Here is a 17,363-nt window from a genome sequence, read left to right on the forward strand (position 1 = left end):
TTTCTTTATACGCGACAGTGCTGCGTTACTTTAATAGAAGATAATCTGCCATAAAAACGACAAAATGTGAAAATTTCGTGTCAAATTGCATTTTCCCAAGTCAAAAGTGGAACGAATGTCACCCTTAATTTAGCAATAAAATTAAAAATTAAGATGTTAAATTTGTCACATAAAACATGATAAATATCACAGGCTTGAAACATGTCCCGCCCAAATTTAAAAAAGCCCGTCCGCTGCCGGACAGGCTTGTGCTTCATCGCCAACTTTTCATCTAATTAGTAAGTCCACCAGTTGCCGGACATTACGATCATCGAAAACAGCTTGATGCTGTCTTCATAATAGTCTTCCGCTGCACTGCCGGAGGTATGGCTCCAAAGTGAATTCAGCCAGGCCTGATTGGATGAGGAAGTCATTGCACTGACGCCAAAGGGAGCGTAAAAAGCGCCGCTGTTGTAGCTTCCGAATGTGGAGCCGTTCAGCTTGTAGCCGTCCTTGATATTTCCCGGAGTGCTGTTGACCTTCGTTTTGATCCAATTGTTCATCTGATTCAACTGGTTCAAGGCTCTATTATCTCCGGTTAACAGGTAATCCGTTGCAATGCGCCAAGGCGTCCGGCAGGAGTTATAGTTGTAATTTCCGTCATTTGCGTCTTCCAGGAAGCCCGCTGCCGCCGGCTTGTAGACGCCTCCCGAATACACGACAAAGTCAGGCAGGAGTCCGGTGCTGGAGCTGTATCCGCTGTAGAGGCTGTTAATAATGGTGTAGGTTTTGTCCGTCACGTTCTGCCAGCGGGAATCCCCCGTCGCCGCCTGGAAGGCTTTGAGATGATTCAGCATAAAGTCCGAAGGGCGTGTGGCCGTATTGTACGTGCCGCTGTTAGCCCAATCCCCGAGCCGGATCGTCCACTGGCTCTGGTTAATTTCGTTATCCATTATGGCGTTAATGATATTATTGGCTGCCTGCAGATAGTTGACCGTACCGCTGCTTCCCCATTGTTTATGGGCTAGAAGCAGCGAGAAGGCGATGTCCATGTCTCCGTCGGTCGCGGAATCCTCGCCTTCAATGTTCTGAAAGCTGCTGTTTTGTTTCCAGGACATTAGATAAGGGTCGATGGAGCTGGGATGCGCAGTATAATAGTTATACAGGCCGTTGTAGTACGTCTGGGCGTTGCTGTCGTAACCGGCCATCAGCACCGTGAACAGCATGCCATAGCCGTGTGCTTCAGATACCGTTTCCCCGGCCGAGTTATATTTGACATAATATTTACCGGTGCCGGCAGGTTTGAGATATGCCGCCTTCCATGCATCCCATTTGGTCTTCACGGCATTGTCCATCACCGTTTGCGTCACATTATCCGGTTTGATTGTCCCGCTAGTATACGCGGTATGCTGGGGAAACGGTTTGTTCACTGCTGCAAATGCTGAGCCCGCAGGCAGAATAAAGATCGCCAGACATAACAATACGAAAGATTTCCAGTGCCACATACGCTTCCCCTGATTTTTCATCATCAATCACTCCTCAAAGTTTGGTAGACCTCAGCTTCAAAAAGCTTTGTGCAAACTCACCCTGGAAGCATACCCTTTGTTAATAACATTTCGGATAATCGGTAATGCAGTCTGGTTCCTCACCTCCCTGGCAGCATCTGTTTGGCAGCATGCAGCATGTTAAAGTTAAAGCGCTTTAACTTTTGCAACAAAAAAAGAAGAGCCCCACACACAATGAAATTGCAAATAAGTACATAATTAATATATTATTCCAATCTATCAATGTCAATACGTATACAAGTGGAAACGGCTACGCCGTCCTTTTAAAGGACGGGGTGTTTCAGCGAGAAATAGAAGAATAATTTATAGCGTGAAACATACAAATTCTTATATTTGAACAAAAACGTCTGTGCCGTCCTCCACGGGATAGCGGAGCCGTCTTGGTTCTAGCGTTACTTGGAGAACGACTCCCCGTGAATCCTACGTCAACTCTTTAAATGGAAAAAGGGACACTAATTTGCCGGAATACCCTATCCTCGGGCAGATGAAGTGGAAAAAGGGACACTAATTCAGTTCTTTTCGCCATTGGACAAGAAATCTGGCCCAATTAAGTTTACTTTTTCCACTTAACTCTCAGGATTTCTTGATTTCCGGAAAAATAAGTTCCCTTTTTCCAACTAGCACCTGCGAAGAAGCTGGTCAGTAATTGCTGGCTGGAATTAGGATATCTAGACCGCGAATCCCTCAGAACCCTGCCTTCGGCACTCCGGCAACGGCATTTCTGCCGTTGCTCGTTACAAATTCGTCCAAAAATTGGGGGATGCTTCTCTTCTTCCAAAACAAAACATATAAATTCTTTTAAAAAAAGCTGTCCTGTAAGAGATTCTCCTACAGCGACAGCCCTCAAATCCTGGCACAGCTTATATTTCAGAGTTCGGCCCATCGTTCAGATCCGTCATCATATGTTCGGCAATCAGCTGCTGTTTGCGGGTCCAAACCAATTCGCTCAGATTCACACGGTACACTTCGGGATTCAGCTTGCGCAAATACTCCGGCCAGAACAAATCAATCTGTTCCTGATGATATCGGCGGATTTCATCCAGCACCGGCAGCTTGTAGACCTGGAACCCGTTCACAAAAATCGGTTCCAGCATCGATACCGCCTCGTATTTCTCCACATATTTCTGCAGATACGGATGCAGCGGATTGAACAGCTTCAAACGTCTGCCGCTGCGCGGTTCCTGCTCGCCAGGGAAGCTGATATAATCGGCCAAGGCCTTGCCTTTGGGGCCGACGATCCGGAAGACTTCCTTTTTGCCGGGCGTAGATACTTTCTCCGGGTTGGAGGATATCTTGATCGTCGGCACCATTTCACCATTAGGCGATTCAATCTCCACAAGCTTGTACACCCCGCCCAAGGAAGGCTGGTCTGAGGCTGTGATGAGCTGTGTGCCGACACCCCATGTGTCAATTGCCGCTCCTTGCGATTTCAAGTTCATGATCGTATTTTCGTCCAGATCATTGGAGGCTACGATCTTCACATAGTCCAAACCTGCCTCATCCAGCATTTTACGTGCCTGAATGGACAAATAAGCCAAGTCGCCGCTGTCCAGCCGGATGGCGTTCATCCGCTTGCCCGCCGCTTCCAGCATCTTCGCTGTATTGATCGCATGCGGCACACCGCTGCGGAGGGTATCAAAGGTATCCACCAGCAGGGTAACGCCATCCGGCATCACCTTGGCATACGCATCGAAGGCCTCCTGCTCGCTGGCAAAGCTCTGTACCCAGGAATGGGCATGGGTGCCCTTGGTGGGAATGCCGAATTTCTTGCCGGCAAGCATGTTCGAGGTGGCATGGAAGCCACTAATATAAGCCGCGCGGGCGCCCCAGACAGCCGCATCTGCTTCCTGCGCGCGCCGGGTGCCGAACTCCAGCAGCGTATCCTTCGGAGCCACCTGTTTAATCCGGGATGCCTTGGTGGCGATCAGGGTCTGGTAGTTCATGAAGTTCAGGATAGCCGTCTCTACGAGCTGCGCCTCCATGATGGTGCCCTCAACCCGGACCAGCGGTTCATCCGGGAAAACCAGCGCCCCCTCTTTCATGGAATAGATACTGCCCTGGAAATGGAACTGCAGCAGTTCCTCCAGAAAAGCAGGCGCATAGTTCTCTTCCTGCTCCGACAGGTAGCGGATATCCTCTTCCGTAAAACGCAGCTCAGAGATATATTGGGTGATGCGCTCCAGCCCGGCGAATACGGCAAAGCCGTTGCCAAACGGAAGCTTGCGGAAATAGGCTTCGAACACCGCTCTCCGCTTATGGCTTCCATTCACCCAGTGGGCGTACATCATATTGATCTGATATTTGTCTGTATGTAGAGCAAGTTCTCTCCTCAAATCCTCATCTCCTAGCTATTCTACTCTGACTACCTTCGCTCCGAGACTTCCGCTGAAATGACCCAACGCCCAGAGATGCCCTTCCGGATTGAAGCTGGCCACAGCATCCTGATGAACGACAATGCTGAAACCCTTGTTATAGGCATCCACCGCCGTATGGAGGACACAGATATCAGTGCAGACTCCGGCCAGGTGCAGCTCAGTAATGCCCCGTTCACGCAACTTCAGCGTAAGGTCCGTGCCGCAAAAGGCACTGTAGCGCGTTTTGTCCATCCAATAGATGGAATCGCGGTTCTGTTCGTAAACGTCCTTGAGGCTGCCGTATAGCTCGCGGCCTGCGGTGCCCCGCAGATTATGCGGCGGGAACAGCTTGGCCTCCGGATGGTAAGGATCATTCTCCTCGTGCAGATCCACCGCCATTACAACGTAGTCGCCGCTGTCTACGAACGCCTGTGTCAGTCCGCTGATCCGCGGTGCGATATCTATAGCGGGCTGTCCCACCGGCAGGCTGCCGTCCACAAAATCATTGGTGAAGTCAATTACGATCAAGGCTCTCATTGCGGTTACCTCCTAAGTATAGATGGATAACAAAGGCTCATGATCCGTGAACATATAGAGCTGTGCCGGACGCTGCGAATACTGGTTGGAGCTGACCGGATTGCCGGCTTCATCCCGTACTTCTTTTAATATACCCTGACGGCTGCGGGTTGAAGTGATTTTGCGGATAAAATTAGGCTCCTTGAATTCAGGCACAACCGTCTGGATCACCTGATACAGCTCGCTTAGTGTGAAATGGTGCGGCAGAAACTGCCGGGCAATCGTCGTTTGCAGCATTTGCTGCTGAATCCGCAGGTAGGCATCGGTAATAATGTCATGGTGGTCAAAAGCGAGCTCAAGCTCCTCAAGCGCTTCCTGCAGTGTGAACAGCCCCACCTCTCCCGCATCATCGGAAGCTTGTCTGTGCTCCAGCATCCATTCCTCCACCAGCGCAAAGAACGCATGGCTGATAATCCACCCGCGCGGATCGCGGCCAGGCTTGCTGTAGACACCCAGATATTCCAGATGTCCGCCGTCCACACCGGTTTCTTCCTTCAGCTCACGGGTTGCGGCATCATAGATGGATTCATCTTCCTGGCAAAAGCCCCCCGGCAGCGCCCACATCCCCGCATATGGCCATTTTTTGCGTTTGACCAGCATCACCTTCAGTTCGCGCAGCGGAAGCGTCTTGGTGACGGTCTTCCGCTCGCGTTTGGTTAGCGTAAACATGACGATATCGGCCGGAACCCCATCCGGTGTGCGGTATTTTTTGACGTTATAGGTTTGTTCCTCATTCTCGCTCACAATGAATCATCCTTTGCCGCTGCTTATTTAATAAGTGTTGCATCCTTGATTTAATCCCCGCAGGTTGAAGGAGGAGCTTCCGTACCCGCTTCTACATTGATTTTCTCGGAGACGGTGTCCCGGATTACAGAAATCACCAGCTGCAGCAGATAGTTGATGTCGCTCTGGCTCTGCTGGAACTCATTGACAACCGGAATTTCGTCGATCTCATCCTGCAGCACTTCAATTTCGCGCTCGATTTTGGCGACCATTTCCTTGTTCTTGAAGCTTTCGAAGGCCACAATCTCTTTCTGCTTCTTCTTGATGGCTGCAATGAGGCTCTGCACCCGTTCATGATTCTGGATCTTTTGTTCAGCCTGCTGGAAGTGCTTCACTTCCTCGCTGGTGGAAATGAGTGAAGCTAGCTCCTTCGCCTTGCCCATAATATCCTCCCGCACAATCAGGTCACGGGTGTTGTAGGTCTGCATGCCGTAATCGTTCAGACGCGGTTCTTCCTGGCTCACTGCTATCGCCCCATTCCTCTATGATTATAGAATTGACACGGCCTCCGCCACGCAATCTCCCTTGATGTACCATGTCTTCGTATCCGTAATTCTAACCTGCACAAAGGTGCCGATCAGCTCCTTCGGCCCTTCAAAATGCACCAGCTTGTTGGCCCGGCTGCGGCCGGACAGCACATTCGGATTGTTTTTGCTCTCGCCTTCCACAAGCACTTCGACGGTCTCGCCAAGCATCCGGTCATTGCTGACCCGGCTCTGCTCCTTAATCAGATCATTCAAGCGCTGCAGGCGTTCACTCTTCACCTCTGGCGGCACATTATCCTCCATCGAGGCTGCCGGCGTCCCTTCGCGCGGGGAATAAATGAAGGTATATGCCATATCATAGCCCACTTCGCGCACCAGCGACAGTGTCTCTTCGAACTGCTCTTCGGTTTCGCCGGGGAAACCGACAATAATATCGGTCGTCAGCACGGCGTCCGGGACACTGGCCTTGATCTTCCGGACAAGTTCCAGATACGTCTCGCGGCTGTACTTACGGCTCATTTTCTTAAGCACGGCTGTGCTTCCCGATTGTACCGGCAGGTGGATATGCTCCGTCAGGTTGCCGCCTTTGCCGAGCACTTCAATCAATCTATCGTCAAAATCACGGGGATGCGAGGTCATGAAACGGATGCGGGGAATATCGATCTTCCGCATATCGTCCATCAGGTCCCCGAATGTATAGTCTATATCTGTAAAATCCTTGCCGTAGGCATTTACATTCTGCCCCAGCAGAGTGACTTCTTTGAAGCCTTGGCGGGCCAGCTCCCGCATCTCGGCAATCACGTCTTCAGGCCGGCGGCTGCGCTCTTTGCCCCGTGTGAACGGCACAATGCAATAGGTGCAGAATTTATCGCAGCCGTACATGATATTCACCCAGGCGCGCATGCCCTCCCGTTTTTTCGGCAGGTTCTCAATAATGTCGCCTTCCTTGGACCAGACCTCTACAACCAGTTCTTTGCTGAAATACGCTTCCTTGACCAGCTGCGGCAGGCGGTGAATGTTATGGGTGCCGAAGATCATATCCACGAAGCCGTGCTTGGACATAATCCGGTTGACCACGCCTTCCTCCTGGGACATGCAGCCGCAGACCCCAAGCAGCAGGCCCGGCTTCTCCAGCTTCAGATTTTTGAGATGGCCAAGCTCCCCGAACACCTTATCTTCGGCATTCTCACGGATAGCACAAGTGTTCAGGAGAATGATGTCCGCCATGTTGCGGTCCTCGGTGCCCAGGTAGCCCATCTGCTCCAGAAGCCCCTTCATGGTCTCGGTATCATGCTCATTCATCTGGCAGCCGTAGGTGGCTATCGAGTAATAATGCTGCTTGTGGCGGTTGATCTCTCTGAACTCTTCCATAATCTTATTCGTTTCCGCATTGTCGAAATCAATAACCTCTATATCCTGCTTGCCCCGGCGTTTGCCTTCCTTGTAATCCGGATTGGAGTTGATCTGGACCGTCCGGCCCTTGATCCGGTAGGTCGTCTTGCCTTCTTCCTCACTGATGACTTTGGCATCAGAGAAATCAAAATACTTGGAGTAATCCTTCGAACCACCCTTGCCGGATTTTAAGTCCGGTGAGTTATTCTCCCTCGTCATGGTTTCACGTCCTTTATTCATCAAGCTCTGCAGCATTTGCAAGGCTAAGTTTGTAATACTCAAGTAAAAATTATAGCATAAATCAGCCATTCCGGTAATCGGTGGGCGGCAGGCCATTATATTTGTTGAATTGGCTCCGTGAACGGAACAATCGATCAAAAAACCGCCCTGTTCGGGGGCGGTTTTCAAGGCAAAGCTGTTATCCTGCTTGTATGATTAATAAAGTGTTCTCGTTGCTTCGGGAGTAAAAGCAATAATTTCGTCTTTTCTGCCGCTCTGCACCTTGGCTGGCCATGCAGGATCACTAATGAGTGCTCTGCCGACAGCTACAAGATCGAACTCTGCCTTCTCCAGCTTCTCCATCAGCCGGTCCAGATTGTCTTCTTCATTTTGTTCTGTTACTGCGGAACCGAACTCACTGCTCAGCCCTACCGAACCTACGGTAATCGTAGGTTTGCCGGTGATTTTCTTCGTCCATCCGGCCAGATTCAGCTCGGAGCCTTCAAATTCCGGCAGCCAGAAACGGCGCGTGGAGCAGTGGAAAATATCCACGCCTGCATTGCTTAGCGGAGTCAGGAACCGGGCCAGCTCTTCCGGCGTCTGTGCCAGCTTGGCCGCATAGTCCCCGGCCTTCCACTGCGAGAAACGGAGGATGATCGGGAAATCCGGTCCTACCGCACGTCGGCAAGCGTCGATGATTTCAACGGCAAACGTTGTCCGTGCCTCCAGGTCGCCGCCGTACTCATCGGTGCGCTTGTTGGTTTTCTCCCAGAAAAATTGATCGATCAGATACCCGTGCGCCCCGTGCAGCTCAATGCCGTCAAAGCCCACAGCCTTGGCATCCGCGGCTGCCTGCGCAAAAGCAGCGACAATCCCGCTGATTTCCTCCTTGGTCATCGGTTCTGTAATCTGCTCACCGGCCAGATTCAGCCCGGAAGGACCGACCGGCAGCGCATCCGCATTCGGCAGCTCGCCAATGGTACGGGCCATGCCGACATGCCAGAGCTGCGGAACGATTTTGCCCCCGGCAGCATGAACCTCTTCCACCACTTTTGCCCAGCCCTTCAGCGAGGCTTCACCGTGGATATTCGGGATATTCTGGTGGCTGACGGCTGAAGGATGATTGATGGCCGTCCCTTCCGTAACAATCAATCCGACTCCGCCTTCGGCACGGCGGCGGTAATAAGCAGCAACATCCTCACCCGGAACGCCATCCGGCGAAAACACACGGGTCATAGGGGCCATCACGATACGGTTGGCAAGTGTCAGGCTTCCTGCCCGAAAAGGGGCAAACAATTTATCGGTGTTCATATCCAGCCTCCATTTCACAATATAATTACTTTAAGTAAGCATATTATGCCTTTTGCAGCGGACAAAAGCAAATGAGACATTCCAAATTCATCCATAAAAAAACCGAAACACCGCAGTTCCCTGCTTATCCCGGCTCTTAAATCAAAGATCATCTGTGTATGCTCTAAATAAGGATTCTATCCTTCCAAAATTCCGGCTCTTGGGGTTACGCGGAATGCCGCAGCCAAATCGGCCAGCTGCCGGTCCGTGATCTTCTGCCTGATTGCTCTGCCGCCGATCAGGTTGTAGACGGTGGCTGCTTTTTCGATCGTTTCCACAAGTCCGAAGGTGGCGTCCATTGTCGCACCTGTGACAAAAATCCCGTGCTGCGGCCAGACCACTACGCGGTAATCTTTCATTTTGTCGGCGGTTGCCCGGCCGATATCACTGCTGCCCGGAACCATCCACGGAATCACGCTGACCCCGTCCGGGAAGACGACCAGACATTCGGTGCACATTTCCCATAGGGTTTTGGTAAATTTCAGCTCATCCAGGTCATGGGTGAAGGTCATGGCGATGACATTCGTGGCATGAGTATGCAGCACAATGCGGTGTGAAGGATCAACCTTCAGCCGCTCGATATGGCTCATGAAATGTGAAGCCAGTTCACTCGTCGGCACTGCCCCGTCACGAAGACCCCATAATACTTCTACGCTCTCCCCGCTGCCGCTGACACGCAGCACACCTAGATTCGCTTCCGGATCTTTGATCACATTGCGGAAATATTTCCCCGAACCTGTAACAATGAAATATTTGCCGGCCAGCTCCTGTACAGGAAAAGTTAGCTTAATCGTCCGCAGCGGCTCCCGGATGCTAATATATTTGGCTACCTCTTCCTCATCCAGCAGGCAGCTCACGTTGCCGCCGTTCAGCTCATCCCAGCCCAGCGACCACATGTGGTGGGTGATTTCAGACATCTCCCGGATAAATGGCGCTTCCACGCTTGCGATATAACCTTTGGATTCAATTACGGATGTGCTCATATGTTTTCTCTCCTTTATATACGAAGGTTCGGACTTCCGGCCGCAGCCGCCCTTATCTTGCAGCCAGCACTTCCTGCTCATAGCGCTTCACTTCAACCAGCCACTGCTCACGGACAGGCGTATTCTGCTGGGCACAGTAATAATCCCAGACGGCACCGAACGGATAGGACTTGAATTCCTCGGTCAGGGCCAGACGGGAGGTATAATCACCAGCCAGCTCAACCGCCTTCAGCTCGGCCACCGGCTCCAGCATGGCCCGCAGCAGTGCCTTGATGGTATTGCGCGCGCCGATGACCCATGCGGCGATGTGATTGATGCTGCCGTCAAAAAAGTCCAGGCCGATATTCGTCCGGCCCAGCAAATCTCCACGGACAAGCTCGCGGGCGATTTCGAGCAGCTCGTCATCCAGGGTGACGACATGGTCGCTGTCCCAGCGGACCGGCCGGCTGACATGCAGCAGCAGCTGTTCACTGAACATCAGAATGGAGGACAGTTTATTGGAAATGACTTCGGTCGGATGGAAATGTCCGGCATCCAGGCAGATCGCCTTGCCCCGGGTCAGCCCATAGCCCATATAGAATTCATGAGAACCAACAACATAACTCTCTGAACCGATTCCGAACAGCTTGCTTTCTACCGCATCTATGTTGAACTTCGGATCAATCTCCTCGCTGAACACTTCATCCAGCGAATCCTTTAGCCGCATGCGCGGAGCCAGCCGGTCCACCGGGGTATCCTTATAGCCGTCGGGCACCCAGAAATTCGTCACGCAGGGCTGCCCCAGCTCGCGGCCAAAATATTCAGCAATCCGGCGCGAAGCCTTGCAGTGCTGAATCCAGAAGCTGCGGATTTCCCCGTCCGCATGGCTTAAGGTGAAGCCGTCTGCCGCTTTGGGATGGGAGAAGCAGGTCGGATTGAAATCCAGACCCAGCCCCTGTTCCTTGGCCCACTCGACCCAAGGCGCAAAATGGCGCGGCTCCAGCTCATCCAGATCCACCTGTTCATCCGTGTCGGCATAGATGGCATGCAGATTCACCTTGTGTTTGCCCGGAATCAGCGACAAGGCCTTCTCCAAATCCTTGCGCAGCTCATCCGGTGTACCGGCGCGGCCAGGGTAGCTGCCCGTTACTGCAATGCCCCCGCTCAGTTCCTTGTCTTTAAAAAGAAACCCTTTGACATCATCGCCCTGCCAGCAGTGGAGTGAAATTTTGATCTGTGCCAACTTCTCCAAAACTTCATCCACATGGATTCCATGGGCTGCATATACTTTCTTGGCCTCGTTATAACTATTGATGATGCTCTGATCCATGCTGCAACCTCCCAAAAGTTTTGTGAGCATCTGCTCCCTGATTTGACTACGTTCAAAACTCGCTTCGAAAGCATCCACTTAGTTTGGTGAGCATCTGCTCCCTAGTGGTGGTGAAGGGCCTCCCAGCGGTCCAGCAGCTCTTCCAGCTGCGGAACGGGGCGCGGGGTATATGAGGCCATGGGAAAAGAATTCCCGATGATCGCTCTGGCTTCGGAAATATTGGCTACACTGCCAGCGTGAATCAGCTGAACCGCGAGATTTCCCAGTGCCGTTGACTCCGTGGGTCCGGCCAGCACCTCTCTGCCGGCCACATCGGCAGTCAGCTGGCACAGCAGCCCGTTGTTCGCCCCGCCGCCGACGATTTGCAGCACCTCCACCGCTGTTCCTGTAAGCTCTTCCAGCTCCTGCAGATAACTCCGGTAGGACAAGGCCAGGCTGTCGAATATACAGCGGGCAAGTTGTCCCGGTGTTTCCGGGACAGGCTGGCCGCTCTCCGCACAGGCGGAGCGGATTTCCTCAATCATGTTGCCAGGATTGAGGAAACGCGTCGCGTTGCACGGGATCAGGCTGCGGAAGCCCTCGGCTTCTCCGGCCAGCCGGGCCAGCCCGGCGAAGCTGTAGCGTTCGCCGTCCAGCCTGCGCACCTCCTGGATCAGCCAGAGTCCCATGATATTCTTAAGGAACCGGTAGGTACCGTAGGCTCCCCATTCGTTGGTATAATTCGCCGCCATCGCCTGCGGATTGTTGATCGGCTGGTCAAGCTCCACACCCAGCAGCGACCAGGTGCCGCTGCTGATGTAAGCTGCAGACCGGCCTTTTTGCACAGGTACACCAAGCACTGCAGAGGCGGTGTCATGTGTGGCTACACAGATCAACTGGCAGCGGGGCAGATCATACTGGCGGACAAGCGAATCCTGGACAAATCCAAGACTCTCACCCGGAGCTGTCAGCGGGGCAAACTGCTCTCTTCGCAAATGAAGAAACGACAGCAGCCCGGAGTCGAAGTCGCCCGTCTGTAAATTCAACAGTTGGGTGGTAGAGGCATTCGTGACCTCATTGATCTTCCGCCCGCCTAATCTATAGTAGAGATAATCCGGCACCAGCAGAATTTGATCCGCTTGGGCCAGCTCTTTGCGGTCATGGGCATATAATTGATATAAGGTATTGAAGGTTAATTGCTGAATCCCTGTTTTGGCATACACTGTGTCAGGTGGAAGGATGGCGGCCACTTCCTCCATAACCCCCTCCGTACGGCGGTCACGATAGGCATACACCTCCTGGATGCGGCTTCCAGCCGCATCCAGGAGTACATAATCCACCGCCCACGTATCGATGCCTAACGTACACTCCGTGATGCCCAGTGCTTTGGCCTGGCGGAGTCCAACGATAATCTGATCCAATAAATAATCAATATCCCAGAAGCAGGAGCCGCCGCGCTCCTTGAAGCCATTGCTGAAGCGGTGGATTTCCTCAAGGCTGAGCTTCCCCTCCTGAAGAGTCCCAACCACCAGCCTGCCGCTGGAGGCGCCGATATCGACGGCGATATGTTTGTTCATAGAAGCTCTCCTTACTTAGAGGTTGTTCTAGAGAATTTTGCGGAACAGGGTGATCACTTCTTCTTTGGTGGGAATGAACGGATTGCCGGGTGCGCAAGCGTCCTTCATCGAGTTCTCCGCAAGCAGGTCAAGATCGACCTCAGTTACACCAAGCTCAGATAATTTGGACGGGATGCCGACTTCCTTGGAAAGTGCTTTGATCGATTCAATAACGAAATCGGCACATTCCAGATCGCTTTTGCCTTCAATCTGGAGGCCGATAGCCTTGGCAATGCTTCTGAACTTCTCCGGCACATGCTTCGCATTTTCTTCTTCCACATAAGGCAGCAGCATCGCATTGCATACACCATGCGGCAGATCATATACGCCGCCAAGCTGGTGCGCCATCGCATGCACATAACCTAGCCCGGCATTATTGAAAGCCAGACCGCCGAGGAAAATGGCATACACCATTTGCTCCCGGGCTTCAATATCATGGCCGTTCTTTACCGTCCGGGCCAGATTGGCGAAGATCAGCTCTACCGCAGCAAGCGCGGTAGCATCGGTTACCGGATAGGCTCCAGGAGTAACCAGGGCTTCGATGGCATGGGTCAGCGCATCCATTCCGGTTGCCGCCGTTAGTGCGGCCGGTTTGTCGATCATTAGCTCCGGATCATTGACCGAAATGGTGGCGATGCTGTTTTTATCAACCATAACCATCTTCACTTTGCGTTCTTCATCTGTGATGACGTAGTTGATGGTGACTTCGGCAGAGGTGCCTGCGGTAGTATTGACCGCTACAATCGGCAGGGATTTGTTTTTGGATTTGTGCACACCTTCATAGTCTTTGATATGCCCGCCGTTGGTGGCGATAATTCCGATGGCCTTTGCCGTATCCTGCGGCGAGCCGCCGCCGATAGAGATCAGATAATCACAGCCCTGCGCATTCAGGAAAGCTAAGCCGTCATGGACATTTTTACACGTAGGGTTCGGTTTGACTTCATCATAGAGGGCATATTGGATTCCCGCTTCATCCAGTACTGCCAGCAGTTTGCCCGCGATGCCGCTCTTGACCAGAAATTTGTCGGTGACCACAAGCGCCTTCTTCAGCTTCAATTCCTGAATGTAAGGACCAATTTCCTTCAGACAGCCTTTTCCCATAATGTTGGTGGACGGAACATAATAGACATGAGTACTCATTGATTGACCAGCCTCCCAGGCAATTTGTTAAAGCGGTTAATGTTCTTCTTCGCAAGCTGGAAGCTCTATGCGGCTGCGGCACCTCAGGCTGGCCACTGAGTACAAAACAGCCGACCGGCACTGGCACCCCTCAAAAAGGTATCGCTTACAAACAAAGCATTAACATCATCATCGTATTCCCATAAATCTTTGTTGTCAACAAATAAAATATAAATAATGTTGTTTTTATTTGTTTAATGTCCGTTTCACAAAGAAACATCTATGTATTCCCTGTGATTTTCACATATTTTCTTGCAAAACACAGATATTTAAGTCTATAGTTATTCCATACAGCTCCGGAAAGGTGATACATATGCTTGCAGCCGAACGACGCAAAAAAATCATAGATCTTGTGCATCAGGACAAAAGGGTGCTCGTCTCCGATCTCAGCCGGATGTTCGAGGTAACCGAAGAAACGATCCGGCGGGATCTGGAAAAGCTGGAGAAGGACGGCATTCTAAGCCGGACTTACGGCGGGGCGATGCTGAACAGGCATACCAATGAGGATTTGCCCTTTGTGACGCGCAATGCGCTTAACACTGATATGAAACGCAATATTGCGCTTAAGGCGCTGGATCTGATTAACGATGGAGATACCCTGATGGTGGACCCCAGCTCTACTGCCTTCGAGTTTCTAAAGCTGCTGGGCAACAAAAACAATCTGACTGTAATCACAAATTCCATTAATATTCTGCATGAGTTCGCCAGCTCAGGTATGAATATCATATCCTCCGGCGGTTCGCTGCGCCACCGTTCGCTGTCACTGGTCGGGCCGGTCGCCCATGATACCATCCGGCGCTACAACGTGGACACCGCAGTCATCAGCTGCAAAGGCATTGATATGGAGCGGGGAGTTACGGATTCCAACGAGCCGGAATGCGAGCTGAAAAAGTACATGCTGCGCCAGGCCCAGAAGGTTGTGCTTCTCGCCGACCATACCAAATTCGACAAAACAGCGTTCACCAGGCTGGTGGAGCTTAGCAGCATTGACGTGCTCATTACGGACCGCCGGCCTGCGGAATCCTGGCTGACACGGCTGGCTGAAGAAAATATCGAGGTATTGTACTAAAAAGACCGCCCGGTCCCTGCCGTTTGCTGTGCAGGGAACCGGGCGGTCTTGCATATGGTGCTACACCGCTCCGCCTTTGGAGAGCATGATATTTAAAATCGCAGTATCGGTATCCGCCAGCCCTTCCTGAACCAGCCGCTCCATGTTGCGGATCGTATCTTCAACCTCTTCGAAAATAACACCATCCTTCGTGGTTGGAGCAATGTTGTTCATCGCCAGTGTGGCTGCCTGGATGGCCGCATTGGTGGAGGTGGAAATTTTCAGCGCACAGGTTGATTTCGCGCCGTCACAGATCATGCCCGACAAGGAAGCTATTGTATTCTGTATTCCATGCTTGATCTGCGCCAGGCTGCCCCCCATAAGATAAATAATCCCGCTGTTCGCCCCCACTCCGCCCGCAATCCCCGAACCGCATAGCGGCGAGAGCCGCCCGATGTAATGCTTAATGTGGACTGTGACCAGATTGCTCAGCGCGAGCGCCCGTGCCAGCTTCTCCTCGTCCTTGCCCAAAAGCTCTGCCAGTGCAATCACTGGCAGCGTGCAGGCGATGCCCTGATTCCCGCTGCCGGCCGTTGTCATCACCGGCATGGCGCTGCCGTCCATCCGCGCATCAGAGGCCGCTGCCGTCGCGGCAATGATCCGGCTGGCCACATCATTGCCGAACAAATTCACCGCCGATTGCTGGCTCATCTTTTTGCCGACCTGCAGGCCATAATTGCCCCGCAATCCCTCATCGGATATGGCCTTGTTCATCCGGGCACCTTCCAGAAGAAAGCTGAGATCCCCGAAAGGAACCGTATGGATAAACTCAAAGATCCGGTCAACAGAACCGGCATAGCCGGAATCCGCCCGCCCCGGCTTGCCGCAGTCTGCTTTGGATTTTGGCGGAGTGATCTTCTCCCCGTCCAGTGCCAGAAACTCTATATGGGTATGCTCTCCGGCAATAATGGCTGTCGCCAGATGATTCCGGGAATACACCTTAGCTTCGATATACAGTTTCTCGGGAGTGTCCTTCAGCTCTACTTCCAAAAGCCCCCGGTCCAGCAGCGAATTCGCCTGCTTCAATTCTGCCGGTGTCAGGTTAGACAAGATTTCGAGCTCTTTATGGGAACGGCCCACTACCGCACCGAGTGCCGCCGCAATGGGGAGTCCGGTCTGCCCTGTGCCGGGTATGCCCACCCCCATAGCATTTTTAATGATATTGCCGCTGAGCTGGAGCCGGATGGATGTGATTTCTTCCTCAAGAAGCTCTGCCGCCAAGGAAACAGCATAGGCAACTGCAATCGGTTCAGTACACCCTTCCGCCGGAACTACTTCCTTATGCAAAATTTCCAATAAGCTCAACATATAAATTCTCCTACTCTCTATTTTCTCTGGTTCTCTCTGACCCAGAAGTTTGTTTCTATATAATATATCAGCGGCAAGCTCCAGGGAACCCCTTATCTTATCCGGCAGCCAGCATTGTGAGAAGTGAAATTGACAGACTTTGGAAAACGTGTTGTAGTAGGAATGTACAGGATAGTAATTTTTAACATTTTAAGTTATTTTTACTGGTCTTAAATTTTACATATTCGGAGGATAACCATGGAACAGCATTCGGAGCAGCATGGAAGCATCATCCGCTACCGCAGCGGCCAGCTAAGCCGGGAAGAGGATTCGATTGTGGCAGAGCAACCGGTAACCATCAAAATCAACGGCGAAGAATTCGTTACCCTGGTCTGCACACCAGAGTATATCGAGGATATGGTTGTCGGGTATTTGGCATCGGAGGGTATTATCCGGGGAATGCAGGATATCCGGCAGCTGTGGACACAGGAAGAAGAAGGCTTTGTGCATGTAACTACAGACCGCTGGAATCCGCTCCACCGCCAGCTTTTTGCCAAACGTTATGTCACCTCCTGCTGCGGGTCCAGCCGCCACGGGTTCGTCTATGTCAATGATGCACGGACCGCCAAAAGTATAACAGGAGTTCATACCCTGCTTACTTTCGATGATTGCTTCCGCCTCATGGATGAGGTGCTTAGCGGCGCTGAGCTGTTCCACCGGACTGGAGGCGTACACTGTGCCGCCCTCTGTAATCCGGAAGGGATCGTGCTCTCCCGCAGTGATATTGGACGCCACAATGCGCTGGACAAAATTTACGGGCACTGCCTGAGGACAGGCATCGATCCCGGCAATCAGATCATCGCCTTCAGCGGCCGCATTTCCTCGGAGATTCTGCTCAAGGCGGCTAAAATCGGGTGTGAGATCATTTTATCCAAATCTGCTCCTACGGGCCTGGCTGTTGAACTGGCAGAGCAGCTGGGGATCACCGCGGTAGGCTTCATCCGGCAAAATTCCTGCAATGTGTATTCACATCCCGAGCGGATCAGCGACCTGGGGCCACTGGAAATGAAACGATAAAACAAGCAATTTCAAGCATAAAGCTCACTGTTCTGTAAATTTACTTTTGTTACAATATTTACAAGTCATGTTCAACCTTTATGTGACTATGTCGGACAGCCGAGGGAGGGATGCGCAACGTA

The 17,363-nt window shown here is 52.1% G+C and carries 14 protein-coding genes; 2 read left to right on the top strand and 12 right to left on the bottom strand.

Annotated features, from left to right (window positions below; all coding sequences use genetic code 11):
• Nucleotides 1-275: 275 nt before the first annotated feature.
• The 11 genes from PRIO_RS19240 to PRIO_RS19290 all read right to left on the bottom strand — a co-directional run bounded on the left by PRIO_RS19240 (nt 276) and on the right by PRIO_RS19290 (nt 13,730).
• Nucleotides 276-1,508 (bottom strand): family 8 glycosyl hydrolase, encoded by a 1,233-nt coding sequence (locus PRIO_RS19240; protein ID WP_231869721.1) that lies wholly within the window; start codon nt 1,506-1,508, stop codon nt 276-278.
• 896 nt (nt 1,509-2,404) lie between these two features.
• Nucleotides 2,405-3,877, bottom strand: a complete 1,473-nt coding sequence (locus PRIO_RS19245) for a nicotinate phosphoribosyltransferase (RefSeq protein WP_020431783.1) — start codon at nt 3,875-3,877, stop codon at nt 2,405-2,407.
• Nucleotides 3,878-3,892: 15 nt separating this feature from the next.
• Nucleotides 3,893-4,435: a cysteine hydrolase family protein gene (locus tag PRIO_RS19250; RefSeq protein ID WP_020431782.1), complete on the bottom strand. Its 543-nt coding sequence runs from the start codon at nt 4,433-4,435 to the stop codon at nt 3,893-3,895.
• 12 nt (nt 4,436-4,447) lie between these two features.
• Nucleotides 4,448-5,218: an NUDIX domain-containing protein gene (locus PRIO_RS19255; RefSeq protein WP_020431780.1), complete on the bottom strand. Its 771-nt coding sequence runs from the start codon at nt 5,216-5,218 to the stop codon at nt 4,448-4,450.
• Between the two features lie 50 nt (nt 5,219-5,268).
• Nucleotides 5,269-5,685, bottom strand: a complete 417-nt coding sequence (locus tag PRIO_RS19260) for a YlbF/YmcA family competence regulator (RefSeq protein ID WP_269847221.1) — start codon at nt 5,683-5,685, stop codon at nt 5,269-5,271.
• A 60-nt stretch (nt 5,686-5,745) separates the two neighbouring features.
• Nucleotides 5,746-7,353: a tRNA (N6-isopentenyl adenosine(37)-C2)-methylthiotransferase MiaB gene (gene miaB / locus PRIO_RS19265; protein ID WP_046507168.1), complete on the bottom strand. Its 1,608-nt coding sequence runs from the start codon at nt 7,351-7,353 to the stop codon at nt 5,746-5,748.
• A 216-nt stretch (nt 7,354-7,569) separates the two neighbouring features.
• On the bottom strand, nt 7,570-8,664 hold the full coding sequence (locus PRIO_RS19270) for an NADH:flavin oxidoreductase (RefSeq protein WP_020431774.1): 1,095 nt from the start codon (nt 8,662-8,664) through the stop codon (nt 7,570-7,572).
• A 176-nt stretch (nt 8,665-8,840) separates the two neighbouring features.
• On the bottom strand, nt 8,841-9,686 hold the full coding sequence (rhaD, locus tag PRIO_RS19275; RefSeq protein WP_020431772.1) for a rhamnulose-1-phosphate aldolase: 846 nt from the start codon (nt 9,684-9,686) through the stop codon (nt 8,841-8,843).
• Between the two features lie 52 nt (nt 9,687-9,738).
• On the bottom strand, nt 9,739-10,995 hold the full coding sequence (rhaA, locus tag PRIO_RS19280) for an L-rhamnose isomerase (RefSeq protein ID WP_020431766.1): 1,257 nt from the start codon (nt 10,993-10,995) through the stop codon (nt 9,739-9,741).
• 101 nt (nt 10,996-11,096) lie between these two features.
• Nucleotides 11,097-12,551 carry a rhamnulokinase gene (rhaB, locus tag PRIO_RS19285; RefSeq protein ID WP_046504180.1) on the bottom strand — a complete coding sequence of 485 codons (1,455 nt, stop codon included), beginning with the start codon at nt 12,549-12,551 and terminating at the stop codon, nt 11,097-11,099.
• Nucleotides 12,552-12,578: 27 nt separating this feature from the next.
• Nucleotides 12,579-13,730 (bottom strand): iron-containing alcohol dehydrogenase, encoded by a 1,152-nt coding sequence (locus tag PRIO_RS19290; RefSeq protein ID WP_046504184.1) that lies wholly within the window; start codon nt 13,728-13,730, stop codon nt 12,579-12,581.
• Between the two features lie 352 nt (nt 13,731-14,082).
• On the opposite strand from PRIO_RS19290, the gene PRIO_RS19295 reads away from it, so the two are divergent.
• On the top strand, nt 14,083-14,838 hold the full coding sequence (locus PRIO_RS19295; protein ID WP_039835841.1) for a DeoR/GlpR family DNA-binding transcription regulator: 756 nt from the start codon (nt 14,083-14,085) through the stop codon (nt 14,836-14,838).
• A 60-nt stretch (nt 14,839-14,898) separates the two neighbouring features.
• On the opposite strand, the gene PRIO_RS19300 is transcribed toward PRIO_RS19295, so the two are convergent.
• Nucleotides 14,899-16,185 carry an L-cysteine desulfidase family protein gene (locus tag PRIO_RS19300; protein ID WP_020431754.1) on the bottom strand — a complete coding sequence of 429 codons (1,287 nt, stop codon included), beginning with the start codon at nt 16,183-16,185 and terminating at the stop codon, nt 14,899-14,901.
• A gap of 237 nt (nt 16,186-16,422) precedes the next feature.
• Here PRIO_RS19300 and fdhD point away from each other — a divergent pair, with 237 nt between their 5' ends.
• Nucleotides 16,423-17,241 carry a formate dehydrogenase accessory sulfurtransferase FdhD gene (gene fdhD, locus PRIO_RS19305; protein WP_020431753.1) on the top strand — a complete coding sequence of 273 codons (819 nt, stop codon included), beginning with the start codon at nt 16,423-16,425 and terminating at the stop codon, nt 17,239-17,241.
• The last annotated feature ends 122 nt before the right edge of the window (nt 17,242-17,363 follow it).

The organism is Paenibacillus riograndensis SBR5, assembly GCF_000981585.1.
In the GTDB taxonomy this organism is placed as follows: Bacteria; Bacillota; Bacilli; order Paenibacillales; family Paenibacillaceae; genus Paenibacillus_AQ; species Paenibacillus_AQ riograndensis.

What these genes read in the sequence shown, in the direction of transcription:
- PRIO_RS19240 (WP_231869721.1), bottom strand. Translation starts at nt 1,508, where the DNA reads ATGATGAAAAATCAGGGGAAGCGTATGTGGCACTGGAAATCTTTCGTA.
- PRIO_RS19250 (WP_020431782.1), bottom strand. Translation starts at nt 4,435, where the DNA reads ATGAGAGCCTTGATCGTAATTGACTTCACCAATGATTTTGTGGACGGC.
- PRIO_RS19260 (WP_269847221.1), bottom strand. Translation starts at nt 5,685, where the DNA reads ATGCAGACCTACAACACCCGTGACCTGATTGTGCGGGAGGATATTATG.
- miaB (WP_046507168.1), bottom strand. Translation starts at nt 7,353, where the DNA reads ATGACGAGGGAGAATAACTCACCGGACTTAAAATCCGGCAAGGGTGGT.
- PRIO_RS19270 (WP_020431774.1), bottom strand. Translation starts at nt 8,664, where the DNA reads ATGAACACCGATAAATTGTTTGCCCCTTTTCGGGCAGGAAGCCTGACA.
- rhaD (WP_020431772.1), bottom strand. Translation starts at nt 9,686, where the DNA reads ATGAGCACATCCGTAATTGAATCCAAAGGTTATATCGCAAGCGTGGAA.
- rhaA (WP_020431766.1), bottom strand. Translation starts at nt 10,995, where the DNA reads ATGGATCAGAGCATCATCAATAGTTATAACGAGGCCAAGAAAGTATAT.
- rhaB (WP_046504180.1), bottom strand. Translation starts at nt 12,551, where the DNA reads ATGAACAAACATATCGCCGTCGATATCGGCGCCTCCAGCGGCAGGCTG.
- PRIO_RS19290 (WP_046504184.1), bottom strand. Translation starts at nt 13,730, where the DNA reads ATGAGTACTCATGTCTATTATGTTCCGTCCACCAACATTATGGGAAAA.
- PRIO_RS19295 (WP_039835841.1), top strand. Translation starts at nt 14,083, where the DNA reads ATGCTTGCAGCCGAACGACGCAAAAAAATCATAGATCTTGTGCATCAG.
- PRIO_RS19300 (WP_020431754.1), bottom strand. Translation starts at nt 16,185, where the DNA reads ATGTTGAGCTTATTGGAAATTTTGCATAAGGAAGTAGTTCCGGCGGAA.
- fdhD (WP_020431753.1), top strand. Translation starts at nt 16,423, where the DNA reads ATGGAACAGCATTCGGAGCAGCATGGAAGCATCATCCGCTACCGCAGC.